Origin of the sequence: Paenibacillus ihumii (assembly GCF_001403875.1) — a bacterium.
Taxonomy (GTDB): domain Bacteria; phylum Bacillota; class Bacilli; order Paenibacillales; family Paenibacillaceae; genus Fontibacillus; species Fontibacillus ihumii.
In genome coordinates this window covers 2,554,320-2,569,028 of sequence record NZ_LN884299.1, presented here as the reverse complement: position 1 = coordinate 2,569,028, position 14,709 = coordinate 2,554,320, and the positions used below count along the sequence as shown (strand labels likewise).

Genomic DNA, 14,709 nt, shown 5'->3' with positions numbered 1-14,709 from the left:
GCGTATTGCAGGTTTATCGTTTCATTTCCGGGCGGAAAAGTGTAATCAGCTAATGAAAAGCGGGGTGACGAGGTTGAACATGAAAGTCGTCGATTTCCATTGCGATGCTCTGAGCAAAATACAGCTTCATCCTAATATGGATTTCAATACAGACGACCGGCTTGACGTAACGGCAGAGCGGATGAGACAGGGCAGCGTGGCGCTGCAGTGCTTTGCCATCTTTTTATCCAAGCAGCTGGGTTCACCGAATATAGGGCATATTCTGGATCAGATAGATATTTACAATACTCGCGTCGTAGCGGCTGGCCTAAAGCCCGTCCGTTTCGCAGAAGATCTGGCGCAGTGGGAGAAGAGCGGAGGAGCCGGGAGCCTGCTGGCGCTGGAAGGAGCGGATGGCCTGGAGGGAAGCTTGCATTACTTGAAGGTATGCTTTGATCTGGGAGTACGCTTGCTGGGGATTACCTGGAATCATGCCAACTGGGCGGCAGACGGTATTTTGGAGCCGCGCAACGGGGGATTTACCTCTAAAGGCGTCCAGCTCGTCCATTTAAGCCACGAATTAGGAATGATATTGGATGTATCCCATTTGTCACAACAGGGCTTCTGGGAGCTTACAGAGCTCTCTGAGGCAGCACGGCGGCCATTTATCGCTTCTCATTCCAACGCATACGCTATTTGCGATCATGTCAGAAATTTGCATGATGAGCAAATTCAAGCTATCATACGAATGAACGGCCGAATTGGTGTGACATTTGTCCCTTGGTTCGTTCATAAGGGCGATGCAGCGTCGAGCAAGCATCTGCTTCAGCACATTGAGCATATTTGCGCTTTGGGCGGGGAGAGCAACATTATTTTCGGTTCGGACTTCGATGGAATTGAAGAACACCTTAGTGATTTAGATCATTGCGGCCGCTATTCCGAATGGGCGGAAATGCTCGTAAAGCATTACCCCGAGCGGCTTGTACGCGGGTGGCTGTACGAGAACGGGGTCGGTTTTTTGCGCGAGTGGCTGCCAAAAAGCAAGTAAGCGCTTCAATTCATCCAATCGCGAGATCGATATGATCGAAAACTACTATATGAGAAAAGGCTCGAAAACGCTTGCTTTTTATTTGTTTGCGACATAAAATTGACATGACTCTGAAACAGAATGTTCACATATCTGAAAACGGGAAATCCTTGTTTTCAAGTCAACATTCTAGCTGCACTATAAATATTCCAATAGTGCTATAGCGATACGATTAAAGGGGTGGGCGATCTTGATTAGTCAATTGTCTTGGAAGATCGGTGGACAGCAGGGTGAAGGCGTTGAAAGTACAGATCGAATTTTTTCGACGGCCTTGAACAGACTTGGATATTATTTGTACGGGTATCGGCATTTCTCCTCCCGTATTAAAGGCGGCCATACGAATAACAAAATTCGGATCAGTACAATGCCGATTCGTGCGATTTCCGACGATTTGGACATTTTAGTCGCTTTTGACCAAGAAAGTATCGATTTGAATGCACATGAGCTCCGCAGCGGTGGCGTCATCGTGGCGGATGCCAAATTCGATCCTACTGTTCCTGAAGGTGTTGACGCGACTCTCTTCGCGGTGCCAATTACGGCTATTGCGGAGGAGCTGGGTACTTCGCTGATGAAGAATATGGTGGCGTCCGGTGCATCTTGGGCGTTGCTTGGTCTGCCATTAGAAGTGTTTAACAAAGCCGTAGAAGAAGAATTTGGCCGCAAGGGCCCGGCGATTGTTGAGAAGAATATCGAAGCGGTAAAACGCGGTGCGGATTTCGTGCTTGAGCTTGCAGGAGGTCCGATTGACAGCTTTAAATTGGGCCCTGCTGACGGCAAGCAGAAGCTGTTTATGATCGGTAACGATGCGATCGGCCTAGGGGCTGTTGCCGCTGGTTGCCGGATCATGAGCGCGTATCCGATTACACCGGCTTCCGAAATTATGGAATATCTGATAACGAAGCTGCCAAAATTCGGCGGAACGGTCATTCAAACTGAGGATGAGATCGCTGCTATTACAATGGCAATCGGCGCGAACTATGCTGGTGTTCGGACGATGACCGCATCGGCGGGACCTGGCTTGTCCCTGATGATGGAAGCGATTGGACTAGCCGGCATGACGGAAACGCCTGTCGTGATTGTTGATACGCAGCGCGGCGGTCCGAGTACAGGACTTCCGACGAAGCAGGAGCAAAGTGATATCAATGCTCTGATCTATGGTACGCACGGCGAAATTCCGAAAATCGTTATTGCGCCGAGCTCGATTGAGGAGTGCTTCTACGATACAATCGAAGCCTTTAACCTTGCTGAGAAATATCAAGTGCCTGTTATCCTGGCGACGGATCTTCAGCTGTCGCTCGGCAAGCAGTCTTGCGAGGTGCTCGATTACAACAAAATCGTCATCGACCGCGGCTACGTGGTGAAGGATATTCCTGATCGCGAGGACGGCAGCATGTTCAATCGCTATGCGTTCACGGAGAATGGGATCTCCCCGCGGGTTCTGCCCGGCGAGAAGAACGGCATTCACCATGTGACCGGCGTTGAGCATGACGAGGCTGGACGTCCATCCGAGAGTACGGTCAACCGGAAGAAAATGATGGATAAGCGTATGCGCAAGCTGAACAACCTGAAGGTGACGAACCCGATCCATCTGCAGGCTCCTCATGCCGAGCCGGACATTCTTATCGTCGGCATGGGCTCTACGGGCGGAACGATCGATCAGGCCCGCATCCGCTTGGACGGCGAAGGCATCAAGACGAACCATATGACGGTTCGCCAGCTGCATCCGTTCCCAGTAGAGGAAGTACTTCCGGAACTTAAGAAAGCGAAGAAAGTACTCGTCCTGGAGAACAATGCGACAGGCCAGCTGGCTAGCCTGATTAAACAAAACATCGGTTATCACGATAAAATTGTCAATGTGCTGAAATATGACGGCAATCCGTTCCTTCCTTCGGAAGTTTACAACGAATGCAAAAAAGTAGCCGGAAATAAACCGCAGGAGGAGTTGGTATAAATGGCAACTTTCAAGGATTTTCGTAATAAAGTAAAGCCGAATTGGTGTCCTGGATGCGGAGACTTCTCCGTACAAGCTGCCATTCAACGCGCTGCGGCCAATGTTGGGCTGGAGCCGGAGAATTTGGCTGTCATTTCCGGAATCGGCTGCTCGGGCCGGATATCAGGATATATTAACGCATACGGCCTTCACGGCATTCATGGCCGGGCGCTGCCGATCGCGCAGGGCGTAAAACTCGCCAATCGCGACCTGACCGTTATCGCTTCCGGCGGGGACGGCGACGGATTTGCGATCGGAATGGGCCATACCGTTCATGCGATCCGCCGGAATATCAATATCACCTATATCGTTATGGATAACCAGATCTATGGACTTACGAAAGGGCAAACCTCTCCGCGAAGCGGCGAAGGCTTCAAGACGAAGAGTACGCCTGAAGGCTCCATTGAATCGACGTTGTCCCCATTAGAGGTCGCGATTGCTGCGGGAGCAACCTTCGTAGCGCAATCCTTCTCCAGCGATTTGAAGCAGCTGACGTCCTTGATCGAACAAGGCATTCAGCATGAAGGCTTCTCCTTGATCAACGTATTCAGCCCGTGCGTAACGTTCAACAAGGTGAACACGTACGACTGGTTTAAAGAAAATATCATCAATCTGGATACGGTAGAAGGCTATGATCCTACGAACCGCCTCGCTGCGATGACGAAGCTGATGGAGACGGGAAGCATGATTACAGGCTTGATCTATCAGAACAAAGAGAAGAAGAGCTATGAGAATCTCGTTCACGGTTTCTCCCAGGAGCCGCTGGCACATCAATCGCTGGCATTATCCCAGGCAGACTTTGACAATCTTGTAGCAGAATTCAGATAAATCGGTGAAAGATGTCCTTTTCGGGAGGACATCTTTTTCTTTTTGTTTGAAATAGGTGTATAATGGGTAACGATGTAAAGCATCATTTGACATAGAGAAAAAACTGAGGAGTGTTTGCAAAATGAGCAAAACAGTGCCAGTCGGCGTATCAGCGCGTCATATTCATTTGACCCAGGAGCATATCGAGGCTTTATTCGGCCAAGGCTACCAGCTTACGGAATTTAAGCCGTTGTCCCAGCCAGGACAATTTGCGGCCAACGAGACGGTGGCTGTTATCGGTCCGAAGGGTCAATTTGATAAAGTTCGCATACTAGGACCTGCACGGCCTGCTTCACAGCTTGAGATTTCCCGTACTGATTCGTTTGCGATTGGCGTTAAGGCGCCGGTTAGAGAATCTGGACATATTGACGGCACACCGGGCATTAAGATTAAAGGCCCAGCCGGAGAGGTAGAACTGCAGGAGGGAGTTATTGTAGCGGCTCGCCACATTCACTTCCATACCTCCGATGCCGAGAAATGGGGCATTAAGGACAAGCAGCTGCTAAAAGTCCGTTTGAGCGGAGAGCGCGGTTTGGTGCTGGAGAACGTGATTGCACGCGTCTCTGATTCCTTTGCTCTGGACATGCATATCGATACTGATGAGGCTAATGCAGCCGGAGCCAGCAATGGCGATACGGCTGAGATCATTGATTAATAGCAATCAGCTTAAATCAAGGGCTATCTCCAGAATTAATTGGAGATAGCTCTTTTTACATTATGAATAAATCTAAGGTGCTGTAGTGTTCTCGATCGATACGGCATGGGCGATGCAGGGAATCGTCTCTCCCTGCTGATATGACAGCGGCGAGAGGAGAGCTCCTGTAGCGACGACAAGGATCCTGTTCAACTCGCCCCGCTGCATCTGATTAAGCAAGTGACCATAGGTGACGACCGCTGAGCAGGCACAGCCGCTGGCGCCGGCCTGAACCTTCTGCTTGCTGTAATCGTAAATCATCATTCCGCAGTCCTTATAGATCGTGCCTTCCATCGGAATGCGATGCTCACGAAGCAGCTCCTTGGCAATTTCATAGCCTACTTTGCTCAGGTCCCCGGTGACGATCAAATCATAGTAGGAAGGCTCAATGCCCATATCGCGGAAATGAGCCTGCATCGTGTCGACGGCCGCGGGAGCCATCGCCGCCCCCATATTGAACGGATCGGTGATGCCCATGTCGATGACCCTTCCGATCGTGGCGGAGGTCACGGCGGGACCATCGCCGTCCGGAGAGATAATGACCGAGCCTGAGCCGGTTACGGTGAATTGGGCGGTTGGCGGCTTCTGCGAGCCGTACTCCGTCGGATATCTGAACTGCTTCTCGGCGCTGGCGTTATGGCTGCAGGTACCAGCCAAAGCGTATTTAGCGCCGCCGTGATTGACAACGAATGCAGCAAGGGCAAGGCTCTCCATAGAGGTAGAGCAGGCTCCGAACAGCCCTAAATAAGGAATGCTGAGGGTCCTTGCGGCGAAGCTGCTGCTGATAATTTGGTTCATCAGATCGCCGCCGAAATAGAACTGCACCTGATCCTTAGTGAGTCCAGCATTCTTGATCGCTAGACTGGCTGACTCCTCAATGAGCGTTTTCTCGGCTTTTTCCCAGCTTTCCTGTCCCAAATAGAGGTCTGCATGAATGATATCAAAGTCTTTGGCCAATGGCCCCTGACCTTCAAACGGGCCGACAATTGTCGCCTTGCTAATGATTTTCGGTTTATTCTCAAATATCCAGCTCTGGTGGCCTTTGAGCATCTCACGAACCTCCTCCTCCTATATAGCCTGGTACAAACAGGGCATAAATGATGCCGATAACGAATGCAGCGACAGTGCCGAAGACGACGACGGAGCCAGCCAGCTGGAACATCCCTGCGCCCACGCCTAGTACAAGCCCCTCGCTCCGGTGCTCAATCGCTGAGGAAGCCATCGAATTCGCGAATCCCGTTACAGGAACGGCTGATCCGGCCCCGGCCCATTGGGCAATTTTGTCGTACACGCCCAAAGCGGTGAGAATTACGGCCAGGAGAATCAGCACAGCTACCGTTGGATTGGAGGCCGATTTCTCATCGAAGCCTCCATATTTCATAAAGGCCTGCCGAATGCCTTCGCCGAGAAGACAGATTCCCCCGCCGATCACAAAAGCGCGCAGGCAGTTGCTCCATACAGGCCGCTTGGGCTCTTTCGTTTGAGCGAGCTTTTGATACTTCTGCTGCACCGGGGTCATTTTTTTATTTTGGCTGCTCATCTTGTTACCTCCTATTGAGACAGTAGCGGCTTAACGTCATGAATGACCTGCATTAACTGGTTGGAGCAATCGGTGTACATCTGCTTCGCCTCGGTATCCTCAGTAGATAAGGCATACATTTCCAAATCAGCTTCGCACTTCTTCAATTGAGCAAGCAAAGAGGCCTTTTCCTGGGGCTCCGGCACCTGCAGCTGATCATCGTAGAGGTCGACAAATAACTGACCATATCCATCGACCTGCCCTAGAAACACGTTGTCGATCGATACCCCGAGCTTTTCCAGCTCGGTATCCAGCCAATCCCGGTTTAATCCAAGATTGGAAAGCGGCTCGTCCATCACTCGTCCATCAAGGATGACAGCTTGAGATTCGGGCTCGGGAGCTACCTTGATCCCAAGATGGGCAGGCGTAATAGGCTGATATTCGCTCTTGAGCAGTATATTAACCTCTCCGCTCGGTTCAATGGTGGCAAATTCGACTTCGGCAGCCTTGAATACATTTTTTTGGCGAAGCTGCTCCAGCAGTTCTTCATTCGTCAGCTTTTCTTTTTTTAGATTGTCTTCCAGTATTTTTCCATCTTTAATGAGTACGGTAGATTTGCCTTCAATCCAGTTTCTCGAGCGCTTGCTTTTTAATTGCAGGACTTCAATCCCGTAGGAAACCAGCACCCATACAACTAAGGCAACAATGCCTAAATACCAGTCCGTATCGACATCTAGAGAAATATAGGCCGTGATGCTCCCGATCGTGATCCCGGTAATATACTCAAACAGGGATAACTGGGAGACCTGCCTTTTGCCAAGCATCCGGGTCAGAAAAAACAGCACGACGACGGATACCAAAGTACGTATAACAACCTCTAACCATAACGGCATTATCGCTGCTCCTTTCACTGCTCATGAACAAGCTCAACAACCAAATTATGCGCAGATGCAGTTTTTTTACTAACACAAAATTTGGCATTATTCTTGAGAGTATGTTTTGTGAGTGAATGGTGAAATTATGATGGCGAAAAGTAAAGCTATTGACTAAGGTGGTGAAACAATGACTGTAGCAGCCCAAGTGAAAACGACGCTGGCGTCTTTAAAAAGCGCTCAAGCAAATCTGGAGCAATTCGCGCTCAACACGCAAAACCAGGATGCTAAAAACCTGTTTACTAATGCAGCCCAGCAAACGCAGCAAATCGTGGATCAAGTAGAAACGAGAGTCCAGCAGCTGGAAAATGAGGAGCCGCAGTATAAAGGATTCTAAAGGCTGACCCAACCATATGAAGAAGCAAGCAAAGCCCGTTCTAAGGAACGGGCTTTTTGGCATGCGCGCCTCCTGCGATCCTATTATCGCTAAAGGCTGTCTCGCGTCTGGATATCACTTTGGAACCATGTTATAATTTAGTGTAATGCATTTTTCATACACTCATGAAGACGTGGTATTTTTAGCGATAGATTGATTAAAGGAGTGGGCCGACATCATGGCTAAGGAAACGAAGGATTACTCCAAGTATTTTGATTTTTCAGATGCCAAAGTCATTTCTGAGGACGAGAGCGGGAAGAAGATCAGAATTCGCGGACGGGATATTCAAATTCTTTCGGAACCGGATCACCGCAAAGAGAAGCAGCGCGGGAAAGAAGATATTCGAGTGCTGTACGACACCGCCGTTCCTGAAGAGCTGAAGGGTCTCGGCAACGGCAGGAAATACATCATCTACACGTACGGCTGCCAGATGAATGAGCATGATACCGAGACGATGAAGGGCCTGCTGGAGGAAATGGGCTATACCCCTACCGAGGAGCGTAAGGAAGCGAACCTAATTTTACTGAATACCTGCGCTATTCGGGAGAATGCCGAGGATAAAGTGTTCGGTGAGCTCGGCCACCTTAAAGGACTAAAGACGGAGAATCCGGATCTGCTGCTTGGCGTATGTGGCTGCATGTCGCAGGAGGAAGGCGTAGTCAACCGCATTATGCAGAAGCACGGGTTCGTCGATATGATTTTTGGTACGCACAATATCCATCGTTTGCCTTATTTGATTCAGGAGGCGCTATTCAGCAAAGAGATGGTCGTAGAGGTGTGGTCCAAGGAAGGGGATATCATCGAGAACCTGCCTAAGAAGCGCGAGGGCATGCGCGCCTGGGTCAACATTATGTACGGCTGCGATAAATTCTGCACCTACTGCATCGTTCCATTCACGCGAGGCAAGGAGCGCAGCCGCCGTCCAGAGGATGTCATCGCTGAGGTTCGCGATTTGGCGCGGCAAGGCTTCAAGGAGATTACGCTCCTTGGGCAGAACGTGAATGCCTATGGCAAGGATTTTACGGATATCGACTATACGTTTGCCAATTTGATGGACGATATTCGCCAGATCGATATACCGCGCATTCGCTTCACGACCTCGCACCCTCGTGATTTTGACGATGCATTAATCGAAGTGCTGGCCAAGGGCGGCAATCTGGTTGAGCATATTCATCTCCCGGTTCAATCGGGAAATACCGAGGTTTTGAAACGAATGAGCCGCAAATATTCGCGGGAGCACTATTTGGAGCTTGTTCGCAAGATCAAGAAAGCCATACCCAATGTGGTATTGACTACGGACATCATCGTCGGCTTTCCAGGGGAGACCGAGGAGCAGTTCCAGGATACGCTGTCCCTCGTTCGTGAGGTAGGCTATGACTTCGCCTTCACGTTCATTTATTCGCCGCGTGAAGGTACCCCGGCAGCCGTCATGGAGGATAACGTGCCGATGGAGGTCAAGAAGGAGCGGCTCCAGCGGCTGAATGAAGTCGTTAACGAGCATTGCCGGATGAGCAACGATCTGATGGCAGGCAAGATCGTCGAAGTTCTTGTCGAAGGAGAGAGCAAGAATAATGCTGACGTCTTGTCCGGCCGGACGCGCAGCAACAAGCTGGTTCACTTTGAAGGCAGCAAGGATCTGATCGGCAAATTCGTGCATGTGGAGATCACCGATCCAATGACTTGGTACATTAAAGGGAACATCGTACCGGAAGCAGTTACGTCTGTTTAATGAATACCTTAAAATTAATGAATTGAATATTACAGCATCACATGGTTTGATCATGATGGGGAGGATAGAGCCTTGGGACAGGAGCATAATCATATGACCGATTGCGGCATACCGAAATTCGATTCCCGTGATCTCGTTATCCGGGAAGATATTATGGCTAAAGCAAAAGAACTCGCAGAGCTGATCGGGACAAGCGAGGAGGTACAGCATTACCAGAAGGCTGAGCGCCTGATTCAGAAGCATGAAAGGGTGCAGACGCTTATCAGTGCCATCAAGAAGAAGCAGAAGGAGATCGTCGCCTTCCAAAGCTTCCAGAATCAAGCGATGGTCGAGAAGATCGAGCGCGAAATCGATGAGCTCCAGGACGAGCTCGATGGAATTCCGCTCGTAACCGAATTCCAGCAAAGCCAAAGCGATATCAACTATTTGCTGCAGCTCGTTATCTCGGTAATCCGGGATACGGTATCGGAGAAGGTGAATGTCGAGTCCGGAAGCGAACCTGCTCCGGCCTCGGGATATGGCGAGTAAGTCGTCATCAATCTGGTGCGGAGGCTTTCCCTTCGCACTTTTTTTGACGATAATAGAAAGAAGAAGCGCAGCAGGAGCTGCAAACGAAATTATTTAATGTCATGAAATATCCACTTTGCGATTGTTTGAACAGCGGCATCTTAGGAATAATACCCTAGAAGGGTTGCTGTAGAATCAACCTCTACTGGAACAGGAGGAACGATCATGGATTGGACGGATATCCTGTCCCGCAGCGAGAATTCGTTTTGGGGACTGCTTGGCCTCAGGCTGATATCGGCAGACAGTCAGCGCGTGGAAATCGGACTTACCGCCACGCAGTCGCATCTCAATTCGATGGGCATTGTTCATGGTGGCGTACTGTCCTCAATGATGGATCAGGCGATGGGGACGCTCGTAACCGCAGTGAAGGGCGGGCGGGAAGGGGTGACGACCCATCTGAACGTAAATTTTCTTAGCCCGATGTCGATGGGTGAATTAATCGTGACGGCTTATCCGCTGCACGAGACATTCCGGACGATGACGCTCCGCGCTGAAGTCCGCGATAGCAAAGGGACGCTGGGATGCATCTCCACCGCGACATTTCGCCTGCCGAAGGATCAAGGAGCTCCCGGTTCGCATCTGGGCTAGGGAGAATGAAATTACAAGGGAATGCTGTGCGGCGCATGGGCCGGGCAGCGTTATCATATGATTAATGTGGTGATTCATGATGAATATGGAACAAGAACAGGATCAGGGGCAGCATCGTGACGATGCCAAGAAATACCGGACACCGGATGGAATTCCTGCGGATATCGTCATGTTTACACTAGCCAAACAGGAGCGGAAGGCAGCTACCAAGTCGCTTCCGAGGTTCGACTTGAAGGTCATGCTGATCCGCCGCAGAAGCTGGCCGTTTGCCGGCGCTTGGGCGCTGCCGGGGGGCTTCTCTCAAGAGGACGAATCCCTGTATGAGACGGCGCGTAGAGAGCTGAAGGAAGAGACGGGGGTAGACGGACACCATCTGGAGTACCTTGGCGTGTACAGCAAGCCGGGCCGCGATCCGCGCGGCTGGATTATCTCTCATGCCTTTTTCGCGCTAGTGGAGGAATGGGTGCTGGAGAAGCGGCAATCCGCCGATGATGCTCAGGAGGTCGGGCTGTTTACGGTGAAGGAAGCCTTGGAGGATTTGCAGTTGGCGTTCGATCATCGGGAAATACTGGAGGATGCCTACAAGCGAATCCAGCAGCAGATGCTTCATACGACGATTGCGAAGCAGTTTTTGCCGCCTCATTTTACCTTAGGTGAGCTGTATCAGGTGATTCAGACTGTGGTGCCGGACTTTGCGGAACTGAATTTTATCCGTAAAATCACGTCGACGCGAAGCCGTCAGGGGATTCTTGAGGAAGTCCGCGATGAGAACGGAAATCCGCTGCTGTCTAACCAATATTCGCAGCGTCCTGCACAGCTCTATCGCTTTACCGATTATAGTCCGAGGTTATCTATATATACTTAGAACTAACACGAACAGGCTGTCGTTTCATTGTTCATACCATGTTCAATACGGAATGTTCATTAATGAAGAAGGGCTGGGTGAAGCTGGATGAAGGCACTGCTTGTTGTTGATTATACGAAGGATTTCGTGGATGGGAAGCTCCCCGTAGGAGAGCCGGCGATTCTGCTGGAATCGGCGATATGCCAAATTACGGAGCAAGCTGTAGAGCAGGACGACTTCGTCGTTATGGCGGTCGATTTGCACGAGGAGGGAGATACGCTCCATCCGGAGTCGAAGCTGTTTCCTCCGCATAATATCCGGGATACGGAAGGACGGCACTTATACGGTAAATTAGCGGATGTATACGAGCGGCACCGGGATCGGATTTATTGGATGGACAAGACGAGGTACAGCGCCTTTTGCGGTACGGATCTCGACCAGAAGCTGCGGGAGCGCGGCATTACGGAAATCGCGATCATCGGGGTGTGCACTGATATTTGCGTATTGCATACCGCCGTAGATGCGTATAATAAAGGCTATGCCATTACAGTATACGAAGACGGAGTAGCCAGCTTTAATCCAGAGGGCCATGCATGGGCACTCGGACATTTCCGCGCAGCTTTAGGTGCAAATGTGACATCCAGCCGATAGAATTAAGTAAAGCTGCGCATCTGTGCAGTTGTGACACCAGAGAGGATGAAAGACACATGCAAAGCGCAAGTTTGGCATTACATACGGACAAATACCAGATCAACATGATTTATGCTCATTGGGTAAACGGCACACATGAGCGCAGGGCCGTGTTCGAGGCTTATTTCCGCAAGCTGCCTTTTGGCAACGGTTATGCCGTGTTTGCAGGTCTGGAGCGGATCGTGCAGTACATATCCCACCTGCAGTTTACGGATAGCGATATCGAATTTCTGGGCAGGCAGGAAGAGAATTACGATCCGGATTTTCTGGAGCTGCTGCGCAATTTTCGCTTTAAGGGCAATCTGTACGCCGTCCCCGAAGGGGCGCTAGTATTCCCAAGCGAGCCTCTGATTCGCGTTGATGCGACGATTATGGAGGCACAACTGATTGAGACGGCGCTGCTTAATTTCATGAACTTCCAAACCTTGATCGCGACAAAAGCCTCCAGAGTGAAGCGAGTGGCTGAGAATGACGTGCTGCTGGAATTCGGAACACGGCGCGCACAGGAAGCCGACGCGGCGATTTGGGGTGCTCGCGCCGCTTATTTGTCCGGCTTTGACGCTACCTCGAACCTGCTTGCCGGGGAAATTTTCGGCATCCCTACAAAGGGAACGCATGCGCATTCCTGGGTGCAGAGCTTTGACTCGGAGCTGGAGGCCTTTGAGCGGTTCGCCGAGGCGCTTCCTGATCAGGTCTCTCTGCTTGTGGATACGTTCGATACGCTGAGCAGCGGAGTGCCGAATGCCATTAAGACGGCGAAGCTGCTGGAGAGCAAAGGGAAGCGGCTTGGCAGCATCCGGCTTGACAGCGGCGATCTGGCCTACTTGTCAACCAAAGCGCGCAAGATGCTGGACGAGGCTGGCCTTTCTTATGTCAAAATCGTGGCATCGAACGATTTGGATGAGAATACGATTTTTAACCTCAAAGCCCAAGGGGCGAGAATCGATATTTGGGGCGTGGGAACGCAGCTCATTACGGCAGCGGACCAGCCGGCTCTCGGTGGAGTGTACAAGCTCGTAGAGCGTGAGCGGAACGGGAAAATGGAGCCGACGATCAAAATATCTGCCAATCCGGAGAAGGTGACAACCCCGGGCAAGAAGGATATTTTACGGATCGTTGATCGCGAGAGCGGCAAGGCGATTGCCGATTACATCTGCTTCCCTCATGAGCAGCAGGCTAGGTCCGGAGGCAAGCTTCGCTTGTTTGACCCGGTTCATCCTTACTTGAAGAAATCCGTGAAAAATTACAACGCGATCTCGATGCAGCAGCAAATTTTTGCAGAGGGAGAGCTGGTCTATGAGCTGCCTACTTTGGAGGCCATCCGAGCCTATCATAAAGAGCAGCTGCAAATGTTCTGGCCAGAATACTTGCGCAAGCTAAACCCGGAGAAATACCGCGTTAACCTGAGCCAAGAAGCGTGGGAGCTCAAGCAGAAGCTGATCGAGGAATATATGAGCAACCATGAGGATTAATCGAATAGGCAGTACAGATTGGCTGTTTTCCAAGACATGCGCTTGGGAAACAGCTTTTTTATTTCTCGGGAAAGCGCAAAAAGCGCTATTTTTAGCGTTTATGCTTGCTTCATTCGACAGCAGTCCCAAAATTGTCCTTATGACATTTGTTACATCCGTCACACCTCTTATATGGTAAATTGAAAAATTAATCGAGGTTATTTTGACTCGGGTGCATCGTGATGTTGTAGAAGGTGGTTTATCACAGGGTTATAACCCTGTCTTTCAACAAAACGCATAGGCGAAAGAAGGGAGTCCGGAGCATGGTCCAATTACCAAAATTGAATGAGTTGGGATTTTTTGAAATTCGGCTGGAATCGATTGGCGGCCTTGGTGCGAATCTAGCCGGAAAAATGCTGGCTGAAGCGGGGGTCGAGGGAGCTGGATTGAACGGGGTAAGCTTCTCTTCATATGGCTCGGAGAAGAAGGGATCGCCGGTTAAGGCGCATATCCGTTTTTGTGATCTTGATACGCCAATCCGGGATACATCCCCTGTAGAGAGGCCTCACATCGTTGGCATTTTTCAGGAAGCGCTTGCGAAGACCGTCAATGTGATCAGCGGCATCTATGAGGACAGTACCGTGCTGGTGAACTCCCGCAAATCTCCGGCTGAGCTGAAGGAGCAGATGAAGCTGCTCGGGGGGACGATCGCTGTCGTGGATGCGACGGGCATTGCCCTGGAGGAGAAGAACCGGGTTAATATGGCGATGCTGGGCGCGATGTTCCGCTTGTGCCCGTTTTTGAATGCGCAGACGATGAAGGATGTCATCCGGAAGTCGCTGGAGAAGAAATATCCCCAATCGGTTGCTCCTGCCCTGGCCACGTTCGAACGGGGCTATCAAGAGGTGACCATTGAGACGTTTCCGCTTCCGGTAGGAATGAGCATGCCCGCCTTTACCCGGGCGGATACACCTGTTCTCGGGTATGAGACACAGCCGATCGGCGGGCTTGTGACCAATCCGGGCAACAGTATTTTGAAGGATTTAAGCATTTCTCGCTCGGGGATGATGCCGCATTTTAATTTGGATGCCTGCATACACTGCGCCCAATGCGACAACGTCTGTCCGGATAACTGCTTCGTATGGGAGGAGCGGCCGGATAAACGGGGGCGTCTCCAGATGTTCCTGCAGGGTATTGATTATCAGTATTGCAAAGGCTGCCTGAAATGCATTCATGCCTGCCCGACGGACGCGCTGTCCGGCGAGCGGGAGGAGGACGGCTACGCAGAGGCCAATCGCATCCCGCACAGATTCGATTTGGCGCTGCAGTAGGCGGGAAATGTCGGCATAGAGAAGCTGCCGTTGAAGTCAAATATATTATAGAAAGGCGGAAACGT

At 50.8% G+C, this 14,709-nt stretch carries 15 protein-coding genes; 12 read left to right on the top strand and 3 right to left on the bottom strand.

The window, feature by feature from the left end; genetic code table 11:
* Positions 1 to 79: 79 nt before the first annotated feature.
* From BN2762_RS18640 to pduL, 4 genes are all read left to right on the top strand, one after another.
* The gene (locus BN2762_RS18640; protein WP_055108388.1) at positions 80 to 1,027 is read left to right on the top strand and encodes a dipeptidase; all 948 of its coding nucleotides are present in this window, start codon (positions 80 to 82) and stop codon (positions 1,025 to 1,027) included.
* Positions 1,028 to 1,256: 229 nt separating this feature from the next.
* Positions 1,257 to 3,017 carry a 2-oxoacid:acceptor oxidoreductase subunit alpha gene (locus BN2762_RS18635; RefSeq protein ID WP_055108387.1) on the top strand — a complete coding sequence of 587 codons (1,761 nt, stop codon included), beginning with the start codon at positions 1,257 to 1,259 and terminating at the stop codon, positions 3,015 to 3,017.
* Entirely contained in the window at positions 3,018 to 3,884 is an 867-nt protein-coding gene (locus BN2762_RS18630; RefSeq protein ID WP_055108386.1) for a 2-oxoacid:ferredoxin oxidoreductase subunit beta, read from the top strand.
* Between the two features lie 121 nt (positions 3,885 to 4,005).
* Positions 4,006 to 4,578: a phosphate propanoyltransferase gene (pduL, locus tag BN2762_RS18625; protein ID WP_055108385.1), complete on the top strand. Its 573-nt coding sequence runs from the start codon at positions 4,006 to 4,008 to the stop codon at positions 4,576 to 4,578.
* Between the two features lie 72 nt (positions 4,579 to 4,650).
* Here pduL and spoVAD read toward each other — a convergent pair whose 3' ends face one another.
* The 3 genes from spoVAD to BN2762_RS18610 are packed head-to-tail and all read right to left on the bottom strand — an operon-like array spanning position 4,651 to position 7,029.
* Positions 4,651 to 5,667, bottom strand: coding sequence for a stage V sporulation protein AD (gene spoVAD / locus BN2762_RS18620; RefSeq protein WP_055108384.1), 1,017 nt, complete (start codon positions 5,665 to 5,667; stop codon positions 4,651 to 4,653).
* Between the two features lies 1 nt (position 5,668).
* Positions 5,669 to 6,157, bottom strand: a complete 489-nt coding sequence (gene spoVAC / locus BN2762_RS18615) for a stage V sporulation protein AC (protein WP_055108383.1) — start codon at positions 6,155 to 6,157, stop codon at positions 5,669 to 5,671.
* An 11-nt stretch (positions 6,158 to 6,168) separates the two neighbouring features.
* Positions 6,169 to 7,029, bottom strand: coding sequence for a DUF421 domain-containing protein (locus BN2762_RS18610; RefSeq protein ID WP_055108382.1), 861 nt, complete (start codon positions 7,027 to 7,029; stop codon positions 6,169 to 6,171).
* A 169-nt stretch (positions 7,030 to 7,198) separates the two neighbouring features.
* Here BN2762_RS18610 and BN2762_RS18605 point away from each other — a divergent pair, with 169 nt between their 5' ends.
* From BN2762_RS18605 to BN2762_RS18570, 8 genes are all read left to right on the top strand, one after another.
* Entirely contained in the window at positions 7,199 to 7,405 is a 207-nt protein-coding gene (locus BN2762_RS18605) for a DUF1657 domain-containing protein (RefSeq protein WP_055108381.1), read from the top strand.
* Positions 7,406 to 7,622: 217 nt separating this feature from the next.
* Positions 7,623 to 9,173 carry a tRNA (N6-isopentenyl adenosine(37)-C2)-methylthiotransferase MiaB gene (gene miaB, locus BN2762_RS18600; RefSeq protein WP_055108380.1) on the top strand — a complete coding sequence of 517 codons (1,551 nt, stop codon included), beginning with the start codon at positions 7,623 to 7,625 and terminating at the stop codon, positions 9,171 to 9,173.
* A gap of 93 nt (positions 9,174 to 9,266) precedes the next feature.
* Complete coding sequence (locus BN2762_RS18595) at positions 9,267 to 9,701, top strand: YlbF/YmcA family competence regulator (RefSeq protein WP_055110213.1); 435 nt, start codon at positions 9,267 to 9,269, stop codon at positions 9,699 to 9,701.
* A 204-nt stretch (positions 9,702 to 9,905) separates the two neighbouring features.
* Positions 9,906 to 10,328, top strand: coding sequence for a PaaI family thioesterase (locus tag BN2762_RS18590; protein WP_055108379.1), 423 nt, complete (start codon positions 9,906 to 9,908; stop codon positions 10,326 to 10,328).
* Positions 10,329 to 10,407: 79 nt separating this feature from the next.
* The gene (locus tag BN2762_RS18585) at positions 10,408 to 11,193 is read left to right on the top strand and encodes an NUDIX domain-containing protein (RefSeq protein WP_055110211.1); all 786 of its coding nucleotides are present in this window, start codon (positions 10,408 to 10,410) and stop codon (positions 11,191 to 11,193) included.
* 87 nt (positions 11,194 to 11,280) lie between these two features.
* Positions 11,281 to 11,823 carry a cysteine hydrolase family protein gene (locus tag BN2762_RS18580; RefSeq protein ID WP_055108378.1) on the top strand — a complete coding sequence of 181 codons (543 nt, stop codon included), beginning with the start codon at positions 11,281 to 11,283 and terminating at the stop codon, positions 11,821 to 11,823.
* Between the two features lie 56 nt (positions 11,824 to 11,879).
* Positions 11,880 to 13,334, top strand: a complete 1,455-nt coding sequence (locus BN2762_RS18575; RefSeq protein WP_055108377.1) for a nicotinate phosphoribosyltransferase — start codon at positions 11,880 to 11,882, stop codon at positions 13,332 to 13,334.
* Positions 13,335 to 13,636: 302 nt separating this feature from the next.
* A complete protein-coding gene (locus tag BN2762_RS18570; protein WP_055108376.1) occupies positions 13,637 to 14,644 on the top strand; it encodes a 2-oxoacid:acceptor oxidoreductase family protein in 1,008 nt (335 codons plus the stop codon).
* Positions 14,645 to 14,709: the final 65 nt, after the last annotated feature.

Bases quoted from the DNA above. Each gene is read 5' to 3' on its own strand.
- pduL (WP_055108385.1), top strand. From the start codon at position 4,006: ATGAGCAAAACAGTGCCAGTCGGCGTATCAGCGCGTCATATTCATTTG.
- BN2762_RS18610 (WP_055108382.1), bottom strand. From the start codon at position 7,029: ATGCCGTTATGGTTAGAGGTTGTTATACGTACTTTGGTATCCGTCGTC.
- BN2762_RS18570 (WP_055108376.1), top strand. From the start codon at position 13,637: ATGGTCCAATTACCAAAATTGAATGAGTTGGGATTTTTTGAAATTCGG.
- BN2762_RS18580 (WP_055108378.1), top strand. From the start codon at position 11,281: ATGAAGGCACTGCTTGTTGTTGATTATACGAAGGATTTCGTGGATGGG.
- BN2762_RS18590 (WP_055108379.1), top strand. From the start codon at position 9,906: ATGGATTGGACGGATATCCTGTCCCGCAGCGAGAATTCGTTTTGGGGA.
- BN2762_RS18640 (WP_055108388.1), top strand. From the start codon at position 80: ATGAAAGTCGTCGATTTCCATTGCGATGCTCTGAGCAAAATACAGCTT.
- BN2762_RS18630 (WP_055108386.1), top strand. From the start codon at position 3,018: ATGGCAACTTTCAAGGATTTTCGTAATAAAGTAAAGCCGAATTGGTGT.
- spoVAD (WP_055108384.1), bottom strand. From the start codon at position 5,667: ATGCTCAAAGGCCACCAGAGCTGGATATTTGAGAATAAACCGAAAATC.
- BN2762_RS18605 (WP_055108381.1), top strand. From the start codon at position 7,199: ATGACTGTAGCAGCCCAAGTGAAAACGACGCTGGCGTCTTTAAAAAGC.
- spoVAC (WP_055108383.1), bottom strand. From the start codon at position 6,157: ATGAGCAGCCAAAATAAAAAAATGACCCCGGTGCAGCAGAAGTATCAA.
- BN2762_RS18595 (WP_055110213.1), top strand. From the start codon at position 9,267: ATGACCGATTGCGGCATACCGAAATTCGATTCCCGTGATCTCGTTATC.
- BN2762_RS18585 (WP_055110211.1), top strand. From the start codon at position 10,408: ATGAATATGGAACAAGAACAGGATCAGGGGCAGCATCGTGACGATGCC.
- BN2762_RS18575 (WP_055108377.1), top strand. From the start codon at position 11,880: ATGCAAAGCGCAAGTTTGGCATTACATACGGACAAATACCAGATCAAC.
- miaB (WP_055108380.1), top strand. From the start codon at position 7,623: ATGGCTAAGGAAACGAAGGATTACTCCAAGTATTTTGATTTTTCAGAT.